Raw genomic sequence first — 21,236 nt, 5'->3', positions numbered from 1 at the left:
ACGCCCCTACTCCTCGGTCAACAGCCCCTTGCGGAGCCGGACGAGGGTGCGGGACAGCAGGCGGGAGACGTGCATCTGGGAGATGCCCAGCTCCTCGCCTATCTCCGACTGCGTCATGTTGGCCACGAAGCGCAGGGAGAGGATGTGGCGATCGCGCGGGCCCAGTTCGGCGATGAGGGGCTTGAGGGACTCGACGTACTCGATGCCCTCCAGGCCGTGGTCCTCGTAGCCGATCCGGTCCGAGAGCGCGCCCTCGGTCTCGTCCTCCTCGGCCTGGGCGTCCAGCGAGCTCGCGGTGTACGCGTTGCTCGCGGCCATGCCCTCGACGACCTCGTCCTCCGTCAGGCCCAGCTGCTCGGCGAGTTCGCCGACCGTGGGGGAGCGGTCCAGGCGCTGCGCGAGCTCGTCACCGGCCTTGGCCAGGTCGAGCCGGAGCTCCTGGAGCCGGCGCGGCACGCGCACGGACCAGCTGGTGTCGCGGAAGAAACGCTTGATCTCGCCGATGATCGTCGGCATCGCGAAGGTGGGGAACTCGACGCCGCGGCTGAGCTCGAAGCGGTCGATGGCCTTGATCAGGCCGATGGTGCCCACCTGGATGATGTCCTCCATCGGTTCGCTGCGGGAGCGGAACCGCGAGGCGGCGAACTTCACCAGGGCCAGGTTCAGTTCGACCAGGGTGTTGCGGACGTACGCGTATTCGTGGGTGCCCTCCTCGAGCGACGCGAGGCGCGCGAAGAGCGTCTTGGACAGAGCACGCGCGTCGACCGCACCCACCTCGTCGTACGGGGGGATCTCCGGGAGTCCGGCCAGGCCGGGGTCGCTGTGCTCGGGCGGGGTTGTCGACGAGGCGGTCTCACGGGCCTCGCAAGAGGTTCGGGAACGCTGTTCGTCGAGCCGGGGTGACATGGTCTCCTCCATCATTCTCGGCATATGGCAGCCGATGCCGTGACCCTTTGCTGCGGTTTGCGGCGCCTCCAAAGCCGTCCGTGGTGGATGTGTCCCTACTAGCCCTACCCGTCTTTGGCTTCTCAAGGCAAGTCCCATTTGCCCGTATTCGTTCTTAATTGGCGGAGGTTCGGCTTCCGGACAGGCGTATGGAAGGCGTAGGGTTTTGCCCGCACCACGTGGGCACAACTACGAAGGGCACGAAGGGAAGCGCATGGATCGCGGGATGGTCGGCAACGCGAGCAGGGGCCGGCTGCAGGTGGAGGTCCGGCGCCACGGTGTGAGTTCCGTCGTATCACCGACGGGTGAGCTCGATCACCACACGGCGGAAGTACTGCGCGAACCCCTCGAGGCCTGCGTCAGAGAAGGCGACGCGCGCGTGGTCGTCGACTGCTCCGGCCTGGACTTCTGCGACTCCACCGGACTGAACGTCCTGCTCGGCGCCCGGCTGAAGGCCGAGGCCGCGGGTGGCGCGATTCACCTCGCCGCGATGACGCCCGTCGTCGCCCGGGTCTTCGAGATCACGGGCGCGGGAGCCGTCTTCACCCTCCACGACACGCTCGACGCGGCGCTCGCCGACTGAGCCGTCCGGAAATCTCCGTTGCCTGTGTCACAGGCGTCCTGCTGAATCCGGGGTGTTCTCCCGATTCCGCCGGGCAGGAGACTGCTGAATCCGTTGAAGATTATTCGTGTACGAATCGGTGAATCGGTGAGGTGAGGCGCTGATGAGCACCACCCGGGCGTGCCCCCCGCCGGACGGCCCCGGTCCGGAGGCGGAGGGCGCCGCCTCGGCCGGCGCACCGCCGCCCGGCGGCCAGAGCCGCCGGCTGCGTCTCGTGGGCGTCAGCGGCGCTGTGCCGCTCTCCCGCGACTTCACCCGCCAGGCACTGCACGACTGGGGCTGGCTCCCCGCCGTCACCGCCGACCACCGGGCCGCCGCCGAGGACGTACTGCTGGTCGTCTCCGAGCTCGTCACCAACGCCTGCCTGCACGCCGACGGCCCCGAGGAACTGCGGGTCAGCCGCACGGGCAAGGTGCTGCGCCTGGAGGTCACCGACCTCGGCGCCGGTACGCCCGCACCCCGCACCCCGCACCGCGCGGGCCGGCCCGGCGGGCACGGGATGTTCATCGTGCAGCGGCTCTGCCTCGACTGGGGGGTCGTGCGCCGCACGGACGGCACCGGCAAGACCGTCTGGGCGGAGCTGGCCGGACCGTCGTAGGCGTAGGCCGCGCGCCGCCCGCAGTGCGACGCGTTCCTTGTCTTCCCTCTCCACGGCGCCCGGCGTACCTTCGGCGTCCGATCTGATGTGTCGTCAGAAAGCTTCGCCGGCGGCACCGGACGAGAGGGGAACCCCAGGTGTCCCACAACCGACGCCATGCCGCGCGCCGCGGCCGTGCGCTCGCGGTCCCCGCGGCGCTGGCCTCGGGCGCGATCCTGCTGGTCGCGCCCGCCGCGCGGGCCGAGACCGTCGACGTCAACTATGCGTGCAAGACCCCCATCGGGGACAAGAGCGCCGTCTCGCCCATCGACATCAAGGCCGTGCCGAGCGGTGACTCCTACAAGCTCACCATGTCCTTCCAGAAGGGCGTCTCGGAGAGCCCCATCGAGCTCGGCAAGGGCGCGATGAAGCCAAGTGCCGTGATCGCGCTGGGCGGCGCGGACTCCGGCACCGTGGCGGTCTCCGGCCCGCCCAACGCGGAGCCGATACCTCCGAAAACCCCCATCAAGATCAGTGACCTCTCGGGTACCTACACCCCCAAGAAGGGCGGTCAGGTCACCTTCACCGCCTCCACCCTCACCATCCAGGCCCTGGGCACCACGACCACCTGCAACCCCACCAACAACCCCAAGCCCTCGCTGACCCTCGACGTGAAGGCGCCGGGCGGGACCACGGGCGGCTCGACGGGCGGCTCGACGACGGGCGGTTCCACCGGAGGCTCGACCACCGGCGGTTCGACAGGCGGCTCCACCGGAGGCACGACCACCGGAGGCACGACCACCGGTGGCTCGACCACCGGCGGATCGTCCTCCACCGGCGGTGGCCAGCTCCCGCAGACCGGCCCCTCCGATTCCGCCGTCGCCCTCGGCACCCTCGGCGGCACGGTCCTCCTCGCCGGGGTCGCCGGAACCCTCTGGCTCACCCGCAGGCGCCGCACCACCGGCTGAACCCCGCACGCCGCCGCCCAGCACAGGGAGCCGCCGATGACGTCCCGTACCCGTGCCGCCGCCGCGCTGTCGGCCGCCCTCGCGCTGCTCGCCCCGGCACCGGCGGCGGCCGGCGCGGCGGCGGACGCGCCACCGTGGACGGCAGCGCCCGCGCCCGGCGGCCGTTCGTCCTTCTACCTGGAGGGCGCCCCGGGCACGGTCCTCGAGGACAAGCTGTCCGTCCTCAACCCCGGCGACCGGCCGCGGACCGTCGAGCTGCGCGGTACCGGGCCGTGGATCTCCCTGGCCGCGCGCCGGGTGGACCTGCCGCCCCGCACCCGCGCGGACGTCCCCCTCACCGTCACCGTCCCGGCGGGCACGGCACCGGGCGGCCACTCCGCGGCCGTCGTCGTGTCCGGGGACGGCCGTCTGGTCCGGGTGCCGATGGCCGTACGGGTCAGTGGTCCGGCGCTCTCCGCGCTCTCCGTGGAGCGCGTACGGGTCAGCGGCACGGGCCGGAACACGGTGATCCGCTACGCGCTGGTGAACCGGGGCAACACCGCCCTCGCCCCGCGCCTGACCCTGCGCGCGGAGGGACTGTTCGGCGAGGTCCTGCGGCGCCCGGCGACGCGGACGCCCGGCGAGCTGCCGCCGGGGGGCAGCGTGCGGCTGGCGGAGAGATGGCCGGACGCCCCGCGCCTGGACCGGGTGGAGGTCAGCGTCACGGCCACCGCCCCGGACGGCACCCGGGCCTCCGCGACCGGCGCCTACACCCCGCTGCCCTGGCTCGGCCCGGCCCTGACCGGGCTGGGCGGCCTGGCCGCGGCGGGCGTGGCCGTGCGGTGGGTACGACGGCGCCGGGCCCGCTCATGAGGGGCGGCGGCGTACGGGCGCGCCCCGCGGCCGCCCTGGCGGCCCTGCTCCTCCTGCTGACCGCGGCGGCCCCGGCCGCTGTGCCGGCCCCGGCCGTCCTGCAGGCCCCAGCCGCACCGGTCGCCCCTCGAGCCGCCGTCGGCCCCACGGTCGCCGTGGACCGCGCGGAGGCCCCCAAGGGCGGTTCCGTCACCGTGAGCGGCACGGGCTGGCGTCCCGGCGCCCTGCTCACCCTCCTGCTCTGCGGCCAGAACATGATCGGCGGCACCAACGCCTGCGCCAACGGAGACGGCCGGACGGTGACGGCCGGCGCCGACGGTACGTTCCGCCGGAGCGTCCCCGTCGTGGCGCCGCCCAGGCCATGCCCCTGTGTCCTGCACGTCGCGACCGTCAGCGGCGACCCGGAGGCCGCGGACGCGGCGCTCGCCGTCACGGGCCACCCGGTGGCCGTGCTGCCGGAGGAGAAGGGCGGCGAGCGGCTGAGGGCGCTCTCGGCCGGCCTGGAGGGCTCCAGTGGGCTGCTGACGTGGTTCGGGGCGCCGCCGGCGCGCCGCCTGGTGGTCAAGGTCGCCAATCTGGGCGCGGGCCCGGCCCGGAATCCGGTCTTCCGGCTGGGCGTGGCGCGGGGCGTGCTCGCCCCCTCGTGGGAGGAGCGGCCCTGGCGGGGCACGGTGGCCGCCGGTCGCACGGAGCGCGTCGTGGTGGACGTGGAGCTGGCGGCGGGCGCGTACGGGGAGCACCTGCTGTCGCTGGAGTACGGCGGGAAGGTCCTCGTCGAGCAGCGCTGGGACGTCGCGCGGCCGTGGGGCGTGACGCTGTTCTGGGTCCTGCTGTGCGTGGTGGTCCCGCTGGCGGTCTTCCGGGCCGGCATGGCGGTCGTCGACCGGGTGCGGTCCCGTACGCCCGTCCGGCCGCCCGCGGGAGCGTCCGGCGCACCGGGCGCCCTGCCCTGGTTCACGCCGGCCACCGACCCGCGCCACGCGCCGTCGCGTCGCGCGCGGGAGGAGCAGGCGCGGGAGGAGGGCGCGCGGTGAAACGCGAAGTGCCCCGGCGCGTCATCGCGCCGGGGCACTTCTCACGTACGGTCCGAGGAGCTCGGCGTCAGCGCACGTCGCCCATCAGGGCCTCGATCTTCTTGCGGTACATCCACACGGCGAAGCCCGCGAGGGTGGCCGCCGCGGCCTGGGCCACGATCACGCTGATGCCGTTGAGGTCCACGCCCGCCGTCGCCAGCAGGGTCATGGTGCAGTCGCCGGCGGTGACGGCGAGGAACCACACGCCCATCATCTGGCTGGCGTACTTCTGCGGCGCCATCTTCGTCGTGAGCGACAGGCCGACCGGGGAGAGGCACAGCTCGCCCATGGTCTGGATCATGTAGATCGACAGCAGCCACATCGGGCTGACCTTCGAGCCGTCCTCGGCCATCGCCATCGGGACGGCGAAGACGAAGAACGAGGCGCCGATGCCGACCATCGCCATCGAGAACTTCACCGTGGTGCTCGGCTCGCGGTCACGACGCGAGAGCCACGTCCACAGCCAGGCGAACACCGGGGCGAGCGCCATGACCCACAGCGGGTTGACCGACTGGAACCAGGTGGACGGGAAGCCGAACCCGAAGACGTTGTCCGCGGTCTTCTTCTCGGCGAAGGTCGACATCGTCGAGCCCGCCTGGTCGAAGATCATCCAGAACACGGCGGCGGCCACGAAGAACCAGATGTAGCCGCTGACCTTGGTCTGCTCGGCGTCCGAGAGGTCCTTGTCGCGCTTGATGCGGGCCAGGACGGAGATCGGGATGACCAGGCCGGCCAGCGCGATCGGGACCAGCGCCCAGTTGAGCGTGAAGTGGCCGGTGCCGCCGACGACGCCGTAGAAGACCGCCGCGACGGCGAGCCAGACCAGGCCCTTGACGAGCGTGGACTTCTTCTCGGCGGCCGAGAGCGGCTTCGGGACGATGCTGCTCTTCGGGTCCAGGTGGCGGGTGCCCCACAGGAAGCAGGCCAGGCCGACCGCCATACCGGCGGCGGCGATGGTGAAGCCCAGGTGCCAGTTGACCTTCTGGCCGATGGTGCCGATGACCAGCGGCGAGAAGAAGGCACCGAGGTTGATGCCCATGTAGAAGACGGTGAAGCCACCGTCCCGGCGCGGGTCCTGGGGGCCGTCGTAGAGGTGGCCGACCATCGTGGAGATGTTGGACTTCAGCAGACCGGAGCCCAGCGCGACGAGCGCGAGGCCCGCGAAGAAGGAGGGCTTGCCCGGAATCGCCAGCGCCAGGTGGCCGACCATGATGGTGCAGGCCGCGATGGTCACCGTCTTGCGCGGGCCCCAGACGCGGTCGCCGAACCAGCCGCCGGGCATGGCGAGCAGGTACACCATCGCCACGTAGACGGAGTAGATGGCCACCGCACTGGCCTCGGGCATCGCCAGACCGCCGCCCTGGCTGTCGGGCTTGGCGTCCGGGCCGCCGGCGATCAGGTAGACGACGAGAAGGGCGCGCATGCCGTAGTAGCTGAAGCGCTCCCACATCTCCGTCAGGAAGAGGGGGGCCAGACCGCGGGGGTGGCCGAAGAACGTCTTGCCGGAGTCAGGGGAGGTCTTCCCCGATTCCGCCGTGCCCTTCGTCAGGCTGGACGCCATGGTCAATCCTTGTGTCTCGGGACGCGCGGTGGAGCGAGTGCGCGCCCGGGTGGGGGTTGGCCGGCACCGGCTACTGCGCCGTCCGCCCCCACGCCCGAGGGGTTCGGCCCCCCGGGGTGCGAGGAGCCGGCAGGACAGCCGTACGCCGGGATCCACGCCCCCGCGCACCTTCGCGCGAAGAACCCGGCCGACAGGTCATTCACTGTGAAACAAGACTGGGTTCTCCAGCCCTGCGCACAACAGAGACCTTCGGCGCGTCGGACAAGCCGAAGGTCCCTCGGTGGTGCTACAGACGTCGGGTCACCATACGTCACACCCTGCCCCGGAATGGAAGGCGTTGAGACATGGATCACAGCCTCCGCCGGAACCAAACACGAGTATTCGAAGGTGATAGCACTTTCGGTGAAGTGTTGCCCCAGGTAGCACCTTCTACTCCTCTGACGTGCGCACGGGCGGACTACCATCTGGGCATGACCCGAGTACTGCTCGCCGAGGATGACGCTTCCATCTCGGAGCCGCTCGCACGCGCTCTGCGCCGCGAAGGGTACGAGGTGGAGGTACGCGAAGACGGGCCCACGGCGCTGGACGCCGGCCTTCAGGGAGGCGTGGACCTGCTCGTCCTCGACCTCGGGCTGCCCGGTATGGACGGTCTGGAGGTCTGCCGCAGACTCCGCACCGAGGGTCACGGCTTCCCGGTGCTGGTGCTCACCGCCCGCGCCGACGAGGTGGACACCGTGGTCGGCCTGGACGCCGGCGCCGACGACTACGTCACCAAGCCCTTCCGGCTCGCCGAACTCCTCGCCCGGGTACGGGCCCTGCTGCGGCGCGGCACCGCCGACACCCACCAGCAGCCGCCCGCCACGCACGGCGTGCGCATCGACGTCGAGTCGCACCGCGCCTGGATGGGCGAGGAGGAACTGCAGCTCACGGCGAAGGAGTTCGACCTGCTGCGGGTGCTGGTGCGCGACGCCGGCCGGGTCGTCACCCGCGACCAGCTGATGCGTGAGGTGTGGGACACCACCTGGTGGTCCTCCACCAAGACCCTCGACATGCACATCTCCTGGCTGCGCAAGAAGCTCGGGGACGACGCCGCCAACCCCCGCTACATCGCCACCGTCCGGGGCGTCGGCTTCCGCTTCGAGAAGAGCTGAGTCCGGCAGCAGCCGGGAGGAACAGGACACCGTGCGCCGCCGACTGATCAACTCCACGCTCGCCGTGGTCCTCGTCGTGATCGCCGTCTTCGGCATCTCGCTCGTCATCGTCGAGACCCGCACGATCGAGAGCAGCGCCCAGGAGAGCGTGCAGTCCGAGGCCGTGCGCCTGGTGAGCGTCGTGGACAGCCGGCTGGCGGGCGGCGAGCGCGTGGAGTCGGAGGTGCTGCGCGAGCAGATCACCCCCAAGCGGTACGCGCGCATCGACATCCCCGGCCGGCAGTCCATCGAGATCGGCACCCGCCCCGAGGGCGGGATCATCACCGCGACCCAGAAGGGCGAGCAGGGCGAGACCGTCCTGGTGGAGGAGTCCCGCTCCACGGTCAGCCGCGAGGTCGGCCGCACCCTGCTGGTGATCCTGGCCGTGGCCCTGCTGGCGGTGGTCGCCGCCGTGTTCCTCGCCGTGCGCCAGGCCAGCCGGCTCACCGCCCCGCTCACCGACCTCGCCGAGACCGCGGAGCGGCTGGGCTCCGGCGACCCCCGCCCCCGCCACCGCCGCTACGGGGTGCCGGAGCTGGACCGGGTCGCCGACGTCCTGGACGCGAGCGCCGAGCGCATCGCCCGGATGCTGACGGCCGAGCGCCGGCTGGCGGCCGACGCCTCGCACCAGCTGCGCACGCCGCTGACCGCGCTGTCCATGCGGCTGGAGGAGATCACCGTCACCGACGACCCGGACACGGTCAAGGAGGAGGCGACGGTCGCCCTGGCGCAGGTGGAGCGGCTGACCGACGTGGTCCAGCGGCTGCTGACCAACTCCCGCGACCCGCAGACGGGCTCCGCGGTCACCTTCGACCTCGACGAGGTCATCAAGCAGCAGATCGAGGAGTGGCGGCCCGCCACCCGCACGGCCGGCCGGGCCCTGGTGAGCTCGGGCAAGCAGGGGCTGCGCGCGGTGGGCACACCCGGCGCGGTCTCACAGGTACTGGCGACGCTGATCGAGAACTCGCTGATGCACGGCGACGGAACGGTCGCCCTGCGCACCCGGGTGACCGGCAACCAGGCGGTGGTCGAGGTCACCGACGAGGGTCCGGGCGTCCCGGCCGACCTGGGCGCGAGGGTCTTCGAGCGGACGGTCAGCGGCCGCAACTCCACCGGTCTGGGCCTGGCCGTCGCCCGCGACCTGGCGGAGGCGGACGGCGGCAGGCTGGAGCTGCTGCAGCAGTACCCGCCGGTGTTCGCACTCTTTCTGAGCCGCGAAGCGGATCACGACGACTAGAGGGGCCTGAGCCGCGAAGCGGATCACGACGACTAGAGGGGCCTCGGCCGCGAAGCGGATCACGACGACTGAGGCTCGGCGGTCTTCCTTACTTACCCGCGTCCACGCGCTGCGGCGGGGCGTCGGCCAGGAACGATTCGGCGGTCTGGACGGCCTCGCGGGCCGGCAGCGCCCTGAACACCCAGGTCCGGTAGGACCAGAAGCGGAAGACGGTGCCGAGGCCGAGGCCGATGACGTTCTTCGCGATGTTGTCGGCGAGTGGGGAGGTCAGGCCGAAGCCGTAGTGCGAGAGGGCCAGGATGCCGTTCTCGATCACCAGGCCGATGCCGCTGAAGAGCAGGAACAGGGACAGTTCGCGGCTGCGCCGGTTCTTGTCGGTGTCGCGGTAGGTCCAGTAGCGGTTGCCGATGTAGTTGGTGCAGATGGCGACGGCCGTGGCGATGACGCCGGAGCGGACGACGGCGAGACCCATGCCGTGGACGCAGATGTTGAAGACGATGAAGTTGACCACGAACCCGATGGCACCGACGGCCCCGAACTTCGCGATTTCGCGGGCCAGCCGCTCCAGCCGGGAACGTACTGTGCGCCGAAGAGTCATGTCGTTCATGCTAACCAGCGGTGCGGGGAGCCCACCTGGAGAGTCGGTGAACGAACGGCGAACGCACGCTTTTCGGTCCTTATCGCCACCGGTTCGTCGTCGATTCATCGCCGGAGCGAAAGCCTCCTGACTTGGAGGAACATCCAGGGGCGGTAGGGATGGTTCGTGCGTACGGATACCCTGGGGGCGTGACGTTCCCGGTAGTCGGCATGGTCGGCGGCGGCCAGCTCGCCCGTATGACCCACGAGGCGGGCATCCCCCTCGGCATCAAGTTCAAGCTGCTCAGCGATACCCCGCAGGACTCGGCGGCCCAGGTGGTCAGCGACGTCGTCATCGGCGACTACCGCGACCTGGAGACCCTTCGTGCTTTCGCACGAGGCTGCGATGTGATCACCTTCGATCACGAGCATGTACCGACCGAGCACCTACGGGCCCTGGAGGCCGACGGCATCCCCGTCCGCCCGGGGCCCGACGCATTGGTGCACGCCCAGGACAAGGGCGTGATGCGGGCGAAGCTCGACTCGATCGGAGTGCCGTGCCCCCGGCACCGGATCGTCGAGGACCCCGCCGACGTCGAGCGCTTCGCGGAGGAAGGCAACGGCTTCCCCGTCGTCCTCAAGACCGTCCGCGGCGGCTACGACGGCAAGGGCGTGTGGGTCGTCCGCGACGCCGAGGAGGCGGAGGTGCCCTTCCGGGCGGGCGTCCCGGTGCTCGCCGAGGAGAAGGTCGACTTCGTCCGTGAGCTCGCCGCCAACGTCGTCCGCTCCCCGCACGGCCAGGCCGTCTCGTACCCGGTCGTCGAGTCGATCCAGGTCGACGGCGTCTGCGACACGGTCATCGCTCCCGCCCCCGGCCTGTCCGAGGAGCTCTCGGCCCACGCCCAGCAGCTCGCGCTGCGGATCGCCAAGGAACTGGGCGTCGTCGGCCACCTCGCCGTGGAGCTGTTCGAGACCGCCGACGGCCGGGTGCTGGTCAACGAGCTGGCCATGCGCCCGCACAACTCCGGCCACTGGACCCAGGACGGCGCGATCACCTCGCAGTTCGCCAACCACGTCCGGGCCGTCCTCGACCTGCCGCTCGGCGACCCGCGGCCGCGCGCCAAGTGGACCGTCATGGCCAATGTTCTCGGCGGCGACTATCCGGACATGTATTACGCGTACCTGCATTGCATGGCGCGCGACCCGGGCCTGAAGATCCACATGTATGGCAAGGACGTCAAGCCCGGCCGCAAGGTCGGACACGTCAACACCTACGGCGACGACCTGGACGACGTGCGCGAGCGCGCCGCCCACGCCGCCGGATACCTGCGAGGAACGATCACGGAATGACAGCCCCCGGCTCCCCCCTCATCGGCATCGTCATGGGCTCCGACTCCGACTGGCCCGTCATGGAAGCGGCCGCGAAGGCCCTGGACGAGTTCGAGATCCCCTACGAGGTCGACGTCGTCTCCGCGCACCGCATGCCGCGCGAGATGATCGAGTACGGGGAGCGGGCCGCGGGCCGCGGCCTCAAGGCGGTCATCGCGGGCGCGGGCGGCGCCGCCCACCTTCCCGGCATGCTGGCCTCCGTCACACCGCTGCCGGTCATCGGCGTACCCGTGCCGCTGAAGTACCTGGACGGCATGGACTCCCTGCTGTCCATCGTGCAGATGCCCGCCGGGGTGCCCGTCGCCACCGTCTCCGTCGCGGGCGCCCGCAACGCCGGACTGCTCGCGGTCCGCATGCTCGCCGCGCACGACGAGGAACTGCTCGCCCGGATGCGCCACTTCCAGGACGAGCTCAACGAGCAGGCCACCGAGAAGGGCCGGCGGCTGCGCTCGAAGACGCAGGGCGCCGGCTTCGGATTCGGAGGCTGACCGCATGACGGACCCGGCCCTGGCCCGCGCCCGGGAGCTTCTCGCCGAGCACCCCGTCGTCGACGGCCACAACGACCTGCCCTGGGCGCTGCGCCAGCAGGTCCGCTACGACCTCGACCGGCGCGACATCGCCGCCGACCAGAGCGGCGCCGGCCTGCACACCGACCTGCCCCGGCTGCGCGCGGGCGGGGTCGGGGCCCAGTTCTGGTCGGTGTACGTACGGTCCGACATGGCCGGCGACGAGGCGGTCAGCGCCACCCTCGAGCAGATCGACGTCGTCCGGCGCCTCGCCGACCGCTACCCCGCCGACCTGCGCCTGGCCTTCACCGCCGACGACATGGAGGCCGCGCGGGCCGAGGGCCGCATCGCCTCGCTGATGGGCGCCGAGGGCGGTCACAGCATCAACTGCTCGCTGGCCACGCTGCGCGCGCTGCACCAGCTGGGCGTCCGCTATATGACGCTCACCCACAACGACAACATCCCGTGGGCGGACTCGGCGACGGACGAGCCGGCGGCGGGCGGGCTGACCCGCTTCGGCGAGGAGGTCGTCCGCGAGATGAACCGCCTCGGCATGCTCGTCGACCTCTCGCACGTCTCCGCCGGCACCATGCGGGACGCGCTGCGGGTCAGCGAGGCGCCGGTGATCTTCTCGCACTCCTCGGCGCGCGCCGTCTGCGACCACCCGCGCAACGTCCCGGACGACGTGCTGGGCTCGCTCGCCGCGAACGGCGGCGTGGCGATGGCGACGTTCGTGCCGAAGTTCGTCCTGCCGGAGGCCGTGGCCTGGACCCGGGCGGCGGACGAGAACATGCGCGCGCACGGCCTGCACCACCTGGACACCACCGAGCGGGCGATGGCCGTGCACAGCGCCTTCGAGAAGGCCAACCCCCGGCCGCGTGCCACGACCGCCACGGTCGCCGACCACCTCGACCACATGCGTGAGGTCGCCGGCATCGACCACATCGGCATCGGCGGCGACTACGACGGCACGGCGTTCACCCCCGACGGCCTGACGGACGTCTCGGGCTACCCCCACCTGATCGCCGAGCTGCTGCGACGCGGCTGGTCGGACGCGGACCTGGCCAAGCTGACGTGGCGCAACGCGGTCCGCGTGCTGCGGGCCGCGGAGGACGTGGCGCGGGAGCTCTCCACCGTGCGCAGCCCGTCGATCGCGACGATCGACCAGCTGGACGGCTGACACCGGCCACCGGACGGGCCGGCACCGGCCCGTCCCACCGGACACCCCCTAGGCCCGCGGGCGTCCCATCGCGCGGAACGACCAGCCGGCCGCCCGCCAGGCGTCGGCGTCGAGCGCGTTGCGGCCGTCGATCATCCGGGGCGTGGCGACGACCTCGGCGACCGCCGCCGGGTCCAGCTCCCGGAACTCGGCCCACTCCGTCAGGTGCAGCACCACGTGCGCGCCCCGGCACGCCTCGAGCGCGCTCGGCGCGTAGGCCAGGGTGGGGAAGAGACGGCCGGCGTTGTCCATGCCCTTGGGGTCGTAGACCGTCACCTGGCCGCCCTGCAGATGGATCTGGCCGGCCACGTTGAGCGCGGGCGAGTCCCGGACGTCGTCCGAGTCCGGCTTGAACGTGGCGCCCAGCACCGCCACCCGCTGCCCGAGGAAGCTGCCGCCGACGGACTCGCGGGCCAGCTCGACCATGTGGGCGCGGCGGCGCATGTTGATGGAGTCGACCTCGCGCAGGAACGTCAGCGCCTGGTCGGCGCCCAGCTCACCGGCGCGCGCCATGAACGCCCGGATGTCCTTCGGCAGGCAGCCGCCGCCGAAGCCGACGCCGGCCCGCAGGAACTTCTTGCCGATGCGCTCGTCGTGACCGATGGCCTCCGCGAGCTTGACCACGTCACCGTCGGCGGCCTCGCAGACCTCGGCCATGGCGTTGATGAAGGAGATCTTGGTGGCGAGGAAGGAGTTGGCGGCGGTCTTGACCAGCTCGGCGGTCGGGTAGTCGGCGACCACGAACGGGGAGCCCTCGCCGATCGGCGTGGCGTACACCTCGCGCAGCAGCTTCTCGCCGCGCTCGCCGGCGACGCCCACGACGATGCGGTCGGGGTGCAGGGTGTCCTGCACGGCGAAGCCCTCGCGCAGGAACTCCGGGTTCCAGGCGAGCTCCACGTCCTCGCCCGCCGGGGCCAGCTCGGCCAGCGTCCGCGCGAGCCGCTCCGCGCTGCCCACCGGGACGGTCGACTTGCCGACGACGAGCGCCGGGCGGCGCAGCCGCGGCGCCAGCGAGGCGAAGGCGCTCTCGACGTAGGACATGTCGCAGGCGTACTCGCCGTGCTTCTGCGGGGTGTTCACGCAGACGAAGTGCACGTCGCCGAATTCGCCGACCTCTTCCCAGGAGGTGGTGAAGCGCAGCCGTCCGGTGGAGCCCTCCAGACCGGCGACGTGCTTGCGCAGCAGCTCCGCCAGACCGGGCTCGTACATCGGGACCTCGCCGCGCGAGAGCGTCTCGATCTTCTCGGGCACCACGTCGAGCCCCAGCACCTCGAACCCGAGCTCGGCCATGGCCGCTGCGTGGGTGGCGCCCAGGTAGCCGGTGCCGATCACGGTGATCTTGAGGGCCATGCGGTGCTCCATGTGCTGATCTTGGGGCCGTGGGCTTGCTGCGCTTATTGATTCTGGGGGCCGCCGGGCCGGATTGCGTTGCCCGAGCATAGTCGGGGGCGCGCCGGGAAGGATCCCGGGTGATCGCCCGTTGTCGGCAAGCTCACGTATCCCCGGCCGCGGCGCCGACCCTAGAATCGTGGTTACTAAACGGTAGTTAACTCTCTGGGGAGTACGCCTTGGCGGGAAACAAGGACTTCGACCTGTACCGGCCGTCCGAGGAGCACGTCGAGCTCCGAAAGGTCGTGCGCTCGCTCGCCGAGGCGAAGATCGCGCCGTTCGCCGCCGAGGTGGACGAGGAGGGCCGCTTCCCGCAGGAGGCGCTCGACGCGCTCGTGGCCGCGGACCTGCACGCGGTGCACGTGCCCGAGGCGTTCGGCGGAGCCGGCGCGGACGCGCTCGCCACGGTGATCGTGATCGAGGAGGTCGCGCGCGTCTGTGCCTCGTCCTCCCTCATTCCGGCGGTCAACAAGCTCGGCTCGCTGCCGGTCGTGCTCTCCGGCTCCGAGGAGCTCAAGAAGCGCTACCTGAGCCCGCTCGCCAAGGGCGACTCGATGTTCTCCTACTGCCTGAGCGAGCCCGACGCGGGCTCCGACGCGGCGGGCATGAAGACCAAGGCCGTCCGCGACGGCGACTACTGGGTCCTCAACGGCGTCAAGCGCTGGATCACCAACGCCGGCGTCAGCGACTTCTACACGGTCATGGCCGTCACCGACCCGGAGAAGCGCTCCAAGGGCATCTCGGCCTTCGTCGTGGAGAAGGCGGACGAGGGCGTCTCCTTCGGCGCCCCGGAGAAGAAGCTCGGCATCAAGGGCTCCCCGACCCGCGAGGTCTACCTCGACAACGTCCGCATCCCCGCCGACCGCATGATCGGCGCGGAGGGCACCGGGTTCGCCACCGCGATGAAGACCCTGGACCACACCCGCATCACCATCGCCGCCCAGGCGCTGGGCATCGCCCAGGGCGCCCTCGACTACGCCAAGGGCTACGTCCAGGAGCGCAAGCAGTTCGGCAAGCCGATCGCCGACTTCCAGGGCGTCCAGTTCATGCTGGCCGACATGGCCATGAAGCTCGAGGCCGCCCGGCAGCTGACCTACGCCGCCGCCGCCAAGTCCGAGCGCCTCGACTCCGACCTCACCTTCTACGGCGCCGCCGCCAAGTGCTACGCCTCCGACGCCGCGATGGAGATCACCACCGACGCCGTCCAGCTCCTCGGCGGCTACGGCTACACGCGCGACTACCCGGTGGAGCGCATGATGCGCGACGCCAAGATCACCCAGATCTACGAGGGCACCAACCAGGTCCAGCGCATCGTCATGGCCCGCAACCTCCCGTAGGCGCCCCGCCACGCGGACGGACGAACGGCCCTCGGCAGTCGCGCCGGGGGCCGTTCGCGTTTCCTCCGGTGGCGTGGCGTCGTCCGGCGGGTGAAGGTGGTCGCGGGGGAGCGCCCCGTACCGCCAGGGAGGCCAGCGTCATGCCCGAGGTAACCAAGCCCTACGTGCCCGGTACGCCCTGCTGGGTGGACCTCGTGGTGCCCGACCAGCGGGAGGCCCTGGACCTCTACCGGGACCTGTTCGGCTGGCAGGGGGAGCCCGGTCCGCCGGAGACCGGCGGGTACGCGGTGTGCACCCTCAACGGAAAAGCCGTCGCGGGGATCATGACCTCGATGGCCCAGGAGGGCGGCTCCAAGCCGCCCCCGGCCTGGACCACCTACCTGGCCGTCACCGACACCGACGCGGCCGTCCGGAAGGTCAGGGACAACCGCGGCACGCCGCTGATGGACCCGATGGACGTCCTCACGCTCGGCCGGATGGCCGTCGTGGCGGACAACACGGGCGCGGTGTTCGGGCTGTGGCAGGCCAAGGACTTCTACGGGGCGCAGGTGGTCAACGAGCCGGGCTCGGTGGTGTGGAACGAGCTCAACACCGCCGACCCCGACGAGGCCCGCACCTTCTACTCGGCCGCCCTCGGCCTGACGGCCGCCCCCATGGAGGGGGCGCCCGGCTACTGGTCCCTCGAGGCGCGGGACCGGACGGTCGGCGGCCTGCAGAGCCTGGAGAACTCCCCGCCCGGATCGCCCTCGCACTGGCTGACGTACTTCTCCGTCGACGACACCGACAGCACGGTCGACGCGCTGGTCAGGGCCGGTGGCAACGTCCTCAAGCCGCCGTTCGACATGGTGGCGGGCCGGATGGCGGTCCTGCAGGACCCGCAGGGCGCCGTGTTCGCCGTCATCAATGCGACGGGGCCGTCGCCCGAGGCCGGCTGAAGCGGGTCACCGCCCCCGTCAACCGCCGGTGACGGTGACCTTCCGGTCCTGCTTCAGCTGCTCGAAGAGCTGCTTGGCCCTGGCCGTGTCCCACTTCACCGCCGCGCCGTCGCGCGTGGGCAGGTTCGGGTTCGAGATCGGCACGGTCAGTTGCTGCCCGTCCCCGCCCGTGACGCCCTTCATCGCCCAGAACATGTCCATCAGGTCCCACAGCCCCATGTCCTTGTCGACGATGAGGGTGTCGAGCCCCGAGCCGATGACCGGGTAGAGGCGGAAGGGGTTGAGGACCGTGGCGGGCGAGGCCGCCTGCTTGGCGAGGGTGTTCAGGAACTTCTGCTGGTTGCGCATCCGGCCCAGGTCCTGGTCGGCCTCCTGGTGGCGCTGGCGGACGAACGCCAGCGACTGCGCGCCGTTCAGCTCCTGGCAGCCCGCCTTGAAGTCGGCGCCCGAGTCCCGGTCCTTCAGCGGCTTGTCCAGGCACATCTCCACGCCGCCGAGCGCGTCGACGAGATTGCGGAAGCCCCCGAAGCCGATCTCCGCGTAGTGGTCGATGCGCAGCCCGGTGTTGTACTCGATGGTCTGCGCCAGCAGCTCCGCGCCGCCGTCCGAGTAGGCCTGGTTCAGCTTGTGCGTGGACGCCGCGAAGCGCTTGCCGGACTCCTTGCCGGTGAAGGCGGGAATCGTCACGTACGAGTCGCGCGGCAGGCTCAGCATGGTGGTGCCGTTGTCGCCGGTGTGCAGGATCATCATCGAGTCGGTGCGCTTGCCGTCCGCCGACCCGGTGTGCAGTTCCTTCTTGTCCTCGTCGGACAGGCCCTCGCGGCTGTCGGACCCCACGATGAGGTAGTTCGTGCCCTTGCCGGGCTGCGGACGGTCCGCGACCTTGCTCAGGTCGACCTCGCGGCGCAGCTTCCCGTCGGCCCAGAAGTACGTACCGCCGCCGACGGCCAGCAGCGCGGTGACCAGGACGACCGCCCCGATCTTGACGCGCTTGCGCCAGTCGGGAGCGCCCGCGCGCGGCGCCCGCCCGCCGGGACCGCCGGCCCCGCGGCCGTAGACCTGTCCCGTGCTGTAGCCGTCGCCGCCCCCGGAGCCGTGCCCGCCCCGGTCGCCGGGGGAGTCCTGGGGCGGCCGGTACTGCGGCGGCGGGCCGCCGCGCCGGGCGTGCGGCATGGTGCGCGGGCTCTCCGGGCGGACACCGGTGCTGCCGCGCCCGTACCGCTCACGCCCCTCGGGGCCGCTCGAATCGGGCCAATCAGTCATGACATCGAGTGTGCCTGCAGGTGCGCGGCGACCCGCAAGGGGCGGACGGGACCGTGGCAGGCCTGTTGCAGAGCTGATGCAAACCGACCGCCGCATCCGCGCCCGCATACAGTGGAGGGCATGACCCATGAGGACCGGAGCCCCGAGGCGGAGATATCCGGCAAGCCCACCTCGGCTTCCCGCACCACGCTCTCCCACATCATGACCGGCAACGACACCAATCTGCTGGGCACCGTGCACGGCGGGGTGATCATGAAGCTGGTGGACGACGTGGCGGGCGCGGTCGCGGGCCGGCACTCCGGTGGCGCCGCCGTCACCGCCTCGATGGACGAGATGGCCTTTCTCGAGCCGGTCCGCGTCGGCGACCTCGTCCACATGTAGTCCTCTGAAACACAAACTGCGCTGACCTGCGGGTTTGCCCCGCAGGCGGCCGCGTGACGGCCCCGGCGCCCGCCCTGCGGGCCCCGGGGCCGATTGCGTACCGCGCAAGATCGGGCCCGTCCACTTGCTTAAAGTGGACGCATGAGCGAATACGTCGCCGGCGCCGAGGGCCGCGAACTTCCCGGCAAGCCCTCGTCGGCTGCCCGTACGACCCTGTCCCACATCATGACGGCGAGCGACACGAACCTGCTCGGCACCGTGCACGGCGGCGTGATCATGAAGCTCGTGGACGACGTAGCGGGCGCGGTCGCCGGACGGCACTCCGGCGGTCCCGCGGTCACGGCCTCCATGGACGAAATGGCATTCCTCGAACCGGTTCGCGTTGGCGATCTTGTTCACGTCCAAGCGCAGTGCAATTGGACGGGTCGGAGTTCGATGGAAGTCGGCGTTCGGGTGATGGCGGAGCGCTGGAATGAGTCCACGCCGGCCGTGCAGGTCGGCAGTGCCTATCTCGTCTTCGCGGCCGTCGACGAGAACGGGAAGCCGCGGCCCGTGCCGCCGGTGATACCCGAGACGGAGAAGGACCGGCGCCGCTACCAGGAAGCGCAGATTCGGCGGACGCACCGGCTTGCGCGGCGCCGCGCGATTAAGGAACTGCGGCAGAACCGGGCGGCCGAGGGGCTCGACGACGAGTAGGGGACGTGCGGCGGCCCCGGTACCGCTCAGAGGGGTACCGGGGCCGGTGGCGTTCTGTCTGCTCAGGCGGTGAGGTTCCACCCTTGCCCGTCGGGGGCGTCGAGCCAGACGCGCTGTGCCTCCTCGTTGATCGTGACACCGAACCGATCAGGGCCGGGCTCGCCTGTGGTGAGGAACGTGTCGTACTCCTCTTCGAGGGCGGCCCAGAGGCGGCGGGGACCAGCCTCGGTCACGGTGCCGTCGGCCATGAGGCTGGCGATTGCGCCGTCGGGCGTCCAGACGCGGGCGCCCGTGGGCTTCCTGTTGTCGTCGAGGTCGTACTGCCATGTGAGGCCCGGCACGGCGATGCTCAGGAGAAAGCGGAAGTCGTTGTTCGCGATGGCGGCGGCAGGCAGGCGGGAAGGCCGGCCGGGGGCATCGGGCAGGGCGGGCCGGTGTGCTGGTTGTCCGTCGTCGGCACCGCGCCGCAGAGGCATGAAGAACGCACCGCCGGGGAGGAAGGCCCCTTCCGCGGTTCGCTCGCCCGTGCGATGGATGCGAGCGAGGGCGTTGCCGAGCGGGGCGAGGATGAATCCGCCCTCGGTGAGTTGTTTCACGAGCGCGAGCGGGACGGTCCTGAGCTGACAGGTTGCGATGATCCGGTCGTACGGAGCCTTGTCGGGCCATCCGAAGCTTCCGTCGCCGGTGACGACGAGCGGGTGATGTCCTGTGGCGGCGAGGCGCTCACGGGCGGGGCCGGTGATGTCCGGTGAGACATCGATGGTCACGACGTTGTCGTCGCCGAGCCGGTGCGCGAGCAGGGCAGCGTTATAGCCGGTGCCGGCCCCCAGTTCGAGGACGCGCATTCCGTCGGCGATCTGCAACGCTTCGAGCATGGTTGCCATGATCGATGGCTGCGAGCTGCTCGACGTGGCGGCCCCGTCGGTGCGGTGCGTGACCAGCGGGCGATCTTCGTGCACGGCGGTGAGCCACTGCTCGCGCGTCTCGGGATCGTCTCCGGTGATCTTCCGGCCGGCGTGGTCGTGGAAGTAGGGCACGCACTTGTGACGGGCGACTTTCTCGAAGGCGTCTCGCCACGTGGGGTCGGTCAGGTCGCCGGCGTCAACGAGGGTCTGTACGAGCGTGGCGCGTCGCTGCGCCGCTTCCTGGTCGAGATCGGTCTCGGTGGTCACGTAGTGCTGCCTTTCTCCAAGAGGTTGGCGAGGGCGTGCGTGATGGCGTCGCGGGTCTGGTCGATCCATGCCCATTGGCCGCCGGGGTTGACGTCAACGAGGTAGTGCGTGCCGCGGCTGTCGACGATGAAGTCGAGGGCGGCGAATACGAGGTCGAGGCGCCACATCATCGCCTCGATTCCCTGTTGGACTTCGCGGGGAAGAAGGGCGGTGCTGTAGTGGAGGCTGTTGGAGTCGGTACGCCAGTCGAGACGGGCGGGGCCGTCCGGGGCGTGGATGGCGACGGGGAAGGTCTGCCCGTTGACGACGGTCACCCGGACCTCGTACGCCTTATCGGTGATCTCGCGTTGGAACAGGTGGGCGGTCAGGCCGATACGGGGGTCGTTCCACTGCTCCGGTGGGACACGGCGGGTGTAGAGCTGTCCTCGGGTGTTGGCCTCGGTGTGGACGATGCCGCCGAGAACCTTGGTGATGATGCGCCCGCCGCAGCGCTCGGCGAAGGGAGGGACGTCGGCGGGATTGTTCGTGATCAGCGTCTCGGGGACGTGCAGGCCGGCCTCGGCCGCGGCGGCGAGCTGTCTTGGCTTGGTGCAGTCGGCGTTGCGCTCGGGGCGGTTGATCCATAAGACGCCAGGGAGGGAGCCGAGCACGCCGGAGACTGCGCGTTTGGCCTGTGAAGTAGCGAAAGCCTGTTCGGGCCCGCTCATGGTGTCGGGGAAGGCAAACGGGGTGGGCTTCCGCCACCAGACGGCGCGGAGTTCCGAGAGGTCCACTCCGCGCCCGGCGTCGCGCATGGTGCCCATCCATCGGCCGTCGGCGCCGAGCTGGGTGGACAGGGCGGATCGGGTGGGGAAGTCGGCGAGGTCGGTACGCCAGAAAGGTATGTGGCGGGCGTTGAGTTCGCGCAGGACGTAGTCGGCGGTGGGGTCGAGGGCGAAGGTGACGACGAGCACGCGCGGCGCTTGGCCGCGCGTGCTCTCACCGGATGGTGTGGTCATCAGTCGTCGTTCTGGTCCTCGTCCACGGCGATGGCGTCTTTGCCGTCGGACTCCGTGTTGCAGATGGTGTTCTTCATGGTCGGCGCGTGGTCGAGGCACACCTCGCCGTCGACGAGGGAGAGCTGCGACGCGGGGTCGACGGTGAAGGACTGCGAGGGGATGCCGACGGGCTGCACGTTGGTCAGCGCGTCGAGGCCGAACGGCCGGGTTGCGAGCGGGCCGGACGGTTCCTGGTTGATCGCGCGGTTCCGAGTCGGGAGTCGGTCAGTCAGTACGGACACGTTTTCTCCTTGATGTCGGTGGTGCTCGAACCGGTTGGATGACCCGCCCGGCCGATTCAGGATCGGTCG

General features: G+C 70.9%; 21 protein-coding genes and 1 pseudogene. 14 read left to right on the top strand and 8 right to left on the bottom strand.

Translation table 11 applies throughout. The features are described 5' to 3' along the window. Positions 1-6: 6 nt before the first annotated feature. A complete protein-coding gene (locus ACIG36_RS17120) occupies positions 7-918 on the bottom strand; it encodes an RNA polymerase sigma factor SigF (RefSeq protein ID WP_399928919.1) in 912 nt (303 codons plus the stop codon). Positions 919-1,159: 241 nt separating this feature from the next. Between ACIG36_RS17120 and ACIG36_RS17115 the strand changes: the two genes are divergently transcribed. The 5 genes from ACIG36_RS17115 (at position 1,160) to ACIG36_RS17095 (ending at position 4,998) form a co-directional block, all read left to right on the top strand. Further along, positions 1,160-1,528 (top strand): STAS domain-containing protein, encoded by a 369-nt coding sequence (locus ACIG36_RS17115; RefSeq protein WP_399927909.1) that lies wholly within the window; start codon positions 1,160-1,162, stop codon positions 1,526-1,528. A 142-nt stretch (positions 1,529-1,670) separates the two neighbouring features. Continuing rightward, positions 1,671-2,165, top strand: a complete 495-nt coding sequence (locus ACIG36_RS17110; RefSeq protein WP_399927906.1) for an ATP-binding protein — start codon at positions 1,671-1,673, stop codon at positions 2,163-2,165. A 137-nt stretch (positions 2,166-2,302) separates the two neighbouring features. Continuing rightward, complete coding sequence (locus tag ACIG36_RS17105) at positions 2,303-3,112, top strand: LPXTG cell wall anchor domain-containing protein (protein ID WP_399927903.1); 810 nt, start codon at positions 2,303-2,305, stop codon at positions 3,110-3,112. A gap of 36 nt (positions 3,113-3,148) precedes the next feature. Beyond that, complete coding sequence (locus ACIG36_RS17100; protein WP_399927900.1) at positions 3,149-3,964, top strand: hypothetical protein; 816 nt, start codon at positions 3,149-3,151, stop codon at positions 3,962-3,964. Further along, positions 3,961-4,998, top strand: a complete 1,038-nt coding sequence (locus ACIG36_RS17095; protein ID WP_399927897.1) for a neocarzinostatin apoprotein domain-containing protein — start codon at positions 3,961-3,963, stop codon at positions 4,996-4,998. Before ACIG36_RS17100 ends, ACIG36_RS17095 begins: the two co-directional genes overlap by 4 nt. Before the next feature lie 67 nt (positions 4,999-5,065). Here the strand turns inward: ACIG36_RS17095 and ACIG36_RS17090 are convergent, their stop codons facing one another. Then, positions 5,066-6,598, bottom strand: coding sequence for a peptide MFS transporter (locus ACIG36_RS17090; RefSeq protein WP_399927896.1), 1,533 nt, complete (start codon positions 6,596-6,598; stop codon positions 5,066-5,068). A 470-nt stretch (positions 6,599-7,068) separates the two neighbouring features. On the opposite strand from ACIG36_RS17090, the gene ACIG36_RS17085 reads away from it, so the two are divergent. Both ACIG36_RS17085 and ACIG36_RS17080 read left to right on the top strand, forming a co-directional pair. Then, on the top strand, positions 7,069-7,749 hold the full coding sequence (locus ACIG36_RS17085) for a response regulator transcription factor (RefSeq protein ID WP_399927894.1): 681 nt from the start codon (positions 7,069-7,071) through the stop codon (positions 7,747-7,749). 31 nt (positions 7,750-7,780) lie between these two features. Continuing rightward, a complete protein-coding gene (locus tag ACIG36_RS17080) occupies positions 7,781-9,025 on the top strand; it encodes an ATP-binding protein (RefSeq protein ID WP_399927892.1) in 1,245 nt (414 codons plus the stop codon). 88 nt (positions 9,026-9,113) lie between these two features. Here ACIG36_RS17080 and ACIG36_RS17075 read toward each other — a convergent pair whose 3' ends face one another. Further along, a complete protein-coding gene (locus tag ACIG36_RS17075) occupies positions 9,114-9,623 on the bottom strand; it encodes a GtrA family protein (RefSeq protein WP_399927889.1) in 510 nt (169 codons plus the stop codon). 158 nt (positions 9,624-9,781) lie between these two features. Between ACIG36_RS17075 and ACIG36_RS17070 the strand changes: the two genes are divergently transcribed. From ACIG36_RS17070 to ACIG36_RS17060, 3 genes are read left to right on the top strand one after another with little or no spacing between them, the layout of a single operon-like run. Continuing rightward, positions 9,782-10,951, top strand: a complete 1,170-nt coding sequence (locus ACIG36_RS17070; RefSeq protein ID WP_399927886.1) for a 5-(carboxyamino)imidazole ribonucleotide synthase — start codon at positions 9,782-9,784, stop codon at positions 10,949-10,951. Continuing rightward, a complete protein-coding gene (purE, locus tag ACIG36_RS17065; RefSeq protein ID WP_399927883.1) occupies positions 10,948-11,478 on the top strand; it encodes a 5-(carboxyamino)imidazole ribonucleotide mutase in 531 nt (176 codons plus the stop codon). The genes ACIG36_RS17070 and purE overlap by 4 nt, the downstream gene beginning before the upstream one ends. 4 nt (positions 11,479-11,482) lie before the next feature. After that, positions 11,483-12,676, top strand: coding sequence for a dipeptidase (locus ACIG36_RS17060; protein ID WP_399927881.1), 1,194 nt, complete (start codon positions 11,483-11,485; stop codon positions 12,674-12,676). A gap of 48 nt (positions 12,677-12,724) precedes the next feature. Here ACIG36_RS17060 and ACIG36_RS17055 read toward each other — a convergent pair whose 3' ends face one another. After that, entirely contained in the window at positions 12,725-14,065 is a 1,341-nt protein-coding gene (locus tag ACIG36_RS17055) for a UDP-glucose dehydrogenase family protein (RefSeq protein ID WP_399928917.1), read from the bottom strand. 218 nt (positions 14,066-14,283) lie between these two features. On the opposite strand from ACIG36_RS17055, the gene ACIG36_RS17050 reads away from it, so the two are divergent. Further along, the gene (locus tag ACIG36_RS17050) at positions 14,284-15,441 is read left to right on the top strand and encodes an acyl-CoA dehydrogenase (protein ID WP_399927879.1); all 1,158 of its coding nucleotides are present in this window, start codon (positions 14,284-14,286) and stop codon (positions 15,439-15,441) included. A 140-nt stretch (positions 15,442-15,581) separates the two neighbouring features. After that, on the top strand, positions 15,582-16,376 hold the full coding sequence (locus tag ACIG36_RS17045) for a VOC family protein (RefSeq protein WP_399927877.1): 795 nt from the start codon (positions 15,582-15,584) through the stop codon (positions 16,374-16,376). 18 nt (positions 16,377-16,394) lie between these two features. Here the strand turns inward: ACIG36_RS17045 and ACIG36_RS17040 are convergent, their stop codons facing one another. Further along, positions 16,395-17,639 (bottom strand): LCP family protein, encoded by a 1,245-nt coding sequence (locus tag ACIG36_RS17040; protein WP_399927874.1) that lies wholly within the window; start codon positions 17,637-17,639, stop codon positions 16,395-16,397. A gap of 120 nt (positions 17,640-17,759) precedes the next feature. On the opposite strand from ACIG36_RS17040, the pseudogene ACIG36_RS17035 reads away from it, so the two are divergent. After that, positions 17,760-18,017, top strand: a pseudogene (locus ACIG36_RS17035) (acyl-CoA thioesterase); the annotation flags it as partial. Positions 18,018-18,161: 144 nt separating this feature from the next. Next, complete coding sequence (locus ACIG36_RS17030; protein ID WP_399927872.1) at positions 18,162-18,716, top strand: acyl-CoA thioesterase; 555 nt, start codon at positions 18,162-18,164, stop codon at positions 18,714-18,716. A 62-nt stretch (positions 18,717-18,778) separates the two neighbouring features. Here ACIG36_RS17030 and ACIG36_RS17025 read toward each other — a convergent pair whose 3' ends face one another. From ACIG36_RS17025 to ACIG36_RS17015, 3 genes are read right to left on the bottom strand one after another with little or no spacing between them, the layout of a single operon-like run. Then, a complete protein-coding gene (locus ACIG36_RS17025) occupies positions 18,779-19,888 on the bottom strand; it encodes a methyltransferase domain-containing protein (RefSeq protein ID WP_399927869.1) in 1,110 nt (369 codons plus the stop codon). Beyond that, complete coding sequence (locus ACIG36_RS17020) at positions 19,885-20,886, bottom strand: MvdC/MvdD family ATP grasp protein (protein ID WP_399927867.1); 1,002 nt, start codon at positions 20,884-20,886, stop codon at positions 19,885-19,887. The genes ACIG36_RS17025 and ACIG36_RS17020 overlap by 4 nt, the downstream gene beginning before the upstream one ends. Beyond that, complete coding sequence (locus tag ACIG36_RS17015) at positions 20,886-21,167, bottom strand: hypothetical protein (protein WP_399927864.1); 282 nt, start codon at positions 21,165-21,167, stop codon at positions 20,886-20,888. Before ACIG36_RS17015 ends, ACIG36_RS17020 begins: the two co-directional genes overlap by 1 nt. Positions 21,168-21,236: the final 69 nt, after the last annotated feature.

Origin of the sequence: Streptomyces sp. NPDC053048 (assembly GCF_044547045.1) — a bacterium.
In the GTDB taxonomy this organism is placed as follows: domain Bacteria; phylum Actinomycetota; class Actinomycetes; order Streptomycetales; family Streptomycetaceae; genus Streptomyces.
Note: the sequence above shows the minus strand (reverse complement) of the source record. Positions and strands in the feature narration are given on the sequence as shown.

Excerpts from the sequence above, each read along its gene's own strand:
- ACIG36_RS17120 (WP_399928919.1), bottom strand. The coding sequence starts at position 918 with ATGGAGGAGACCATGTCACCCCGGCTCGACGAACAGCGTTCCCGAACC.
- ACIG36_RS17115 (WP_399927909.1), top strand. The coding sequence starts at position 1,160 with ATGGATCGCGGGATGGTCGGCAACGCGAGCAGGGGCCGGCTGCAGGTG.
- ACIG36_RS17110 (WP_399927906.1), top strand. The coding sequence starts at position 1,671 with ATGAGCACCACCCGGGCGTGCCCCCCGCCGGACGGCCCCGGTCCGGAG.
- ACIG36_RS17100 (WP_399927900.1), top strand. The coding sequence starts at position 3,149 with ATGACGTCCCGTACCCGTGCCGCCGCCGCGCTGTCGGCCGCCCTCGCG.
- ACIG36_RS17095 (WP_399927897.1), top strand. The coding sequence starts at position 3,961 with ATGAGGGGCGGCGGCGTACGGGCGCGCCCCGCGGCCGCCCTGGCGGCC.
- ACIG36_RS17090 (WP_399927896.1), bottom strand. The coding sequence starts at position 6,598 with ATGGCGTCCAGCCTGACGAAGGGCACGGCGGAATCGGGGAAGACCTCC.
- ACIG36_RS17085 (WP_399927894.1), top strand. The coding sequence starts at position 7,069 with ATGACCCGAGTACTGCTCGCCGAGGATGACGCTTCCATCTCGGAGCCG.
- ACIG36_RS17075 (WP_399927889.1), bottom strand. The coding sequence starts at position 9,623 with ATGACTCTTCGGCGCACAGTACGTTCCCGGCTGGAGCGGCTGGCCCGC.
- ACIG36_RS17070 (WP_399927886.1), top strand. The coding sequence starts at position 9,782 with ATGGTTCGTGCGTACGGATACCCTGGGGGCGTGACGTTCCCGGTAGTC.
- purE (WP_399927883.1), top strand. The coding sequence starts at position 10,948 with ATGACAGCCCCCGGCTCCCCCCTCATCGGCATCGTCATGGGCTCCGAC.
- ACIG36_RS17060 (WP_399927881.1), top strand. The coding sequence starts at position 11,483 with ATGACGGACCCGGCCCTGGCCCGCGCCCGGGAGCTTCTCGCCGAGCAC.
- ACIG36_RS17055 (WP_399928917.1), bottom strand. The coding sequence starts at position 14,065 with ATGGCCCTCAAGATCACCGTGATCGGCACCGGCTACCTGGGCGCCACC.
- ACIG36_RS17045 (WP_399927877.1), top strand. The coding sequence starts at position 15,582 with ATGCCCGAGGTAACCAAGCCCTACGTGCCCGGTACGCCCTGCTGGGTG.
- ACIG36_RS17040 (WP_399927874.1), bottom strand. The coding sequence starts at position 17,639 with ATGACTGATTGGCCCGATTCGAGCGGCCCCGAGGGGCGTGAGCGGTAC.
- ACIG36_RS17030 (WP_399927872.1), top strand. The coding sequence starts at position 18,162 with ATGAGCGAATACGTCGCCGGCGCCGAGGGCCGCGAACTTCCCGGCAAG.
- ACIG36_RS17020 (WP_399927867.1), bottom strand. The coding sequence starts at position 20,886 with ATGACCACACCATCCGGTGAGAGCACGCGCGGCCAAGCGCCGCGCGTG.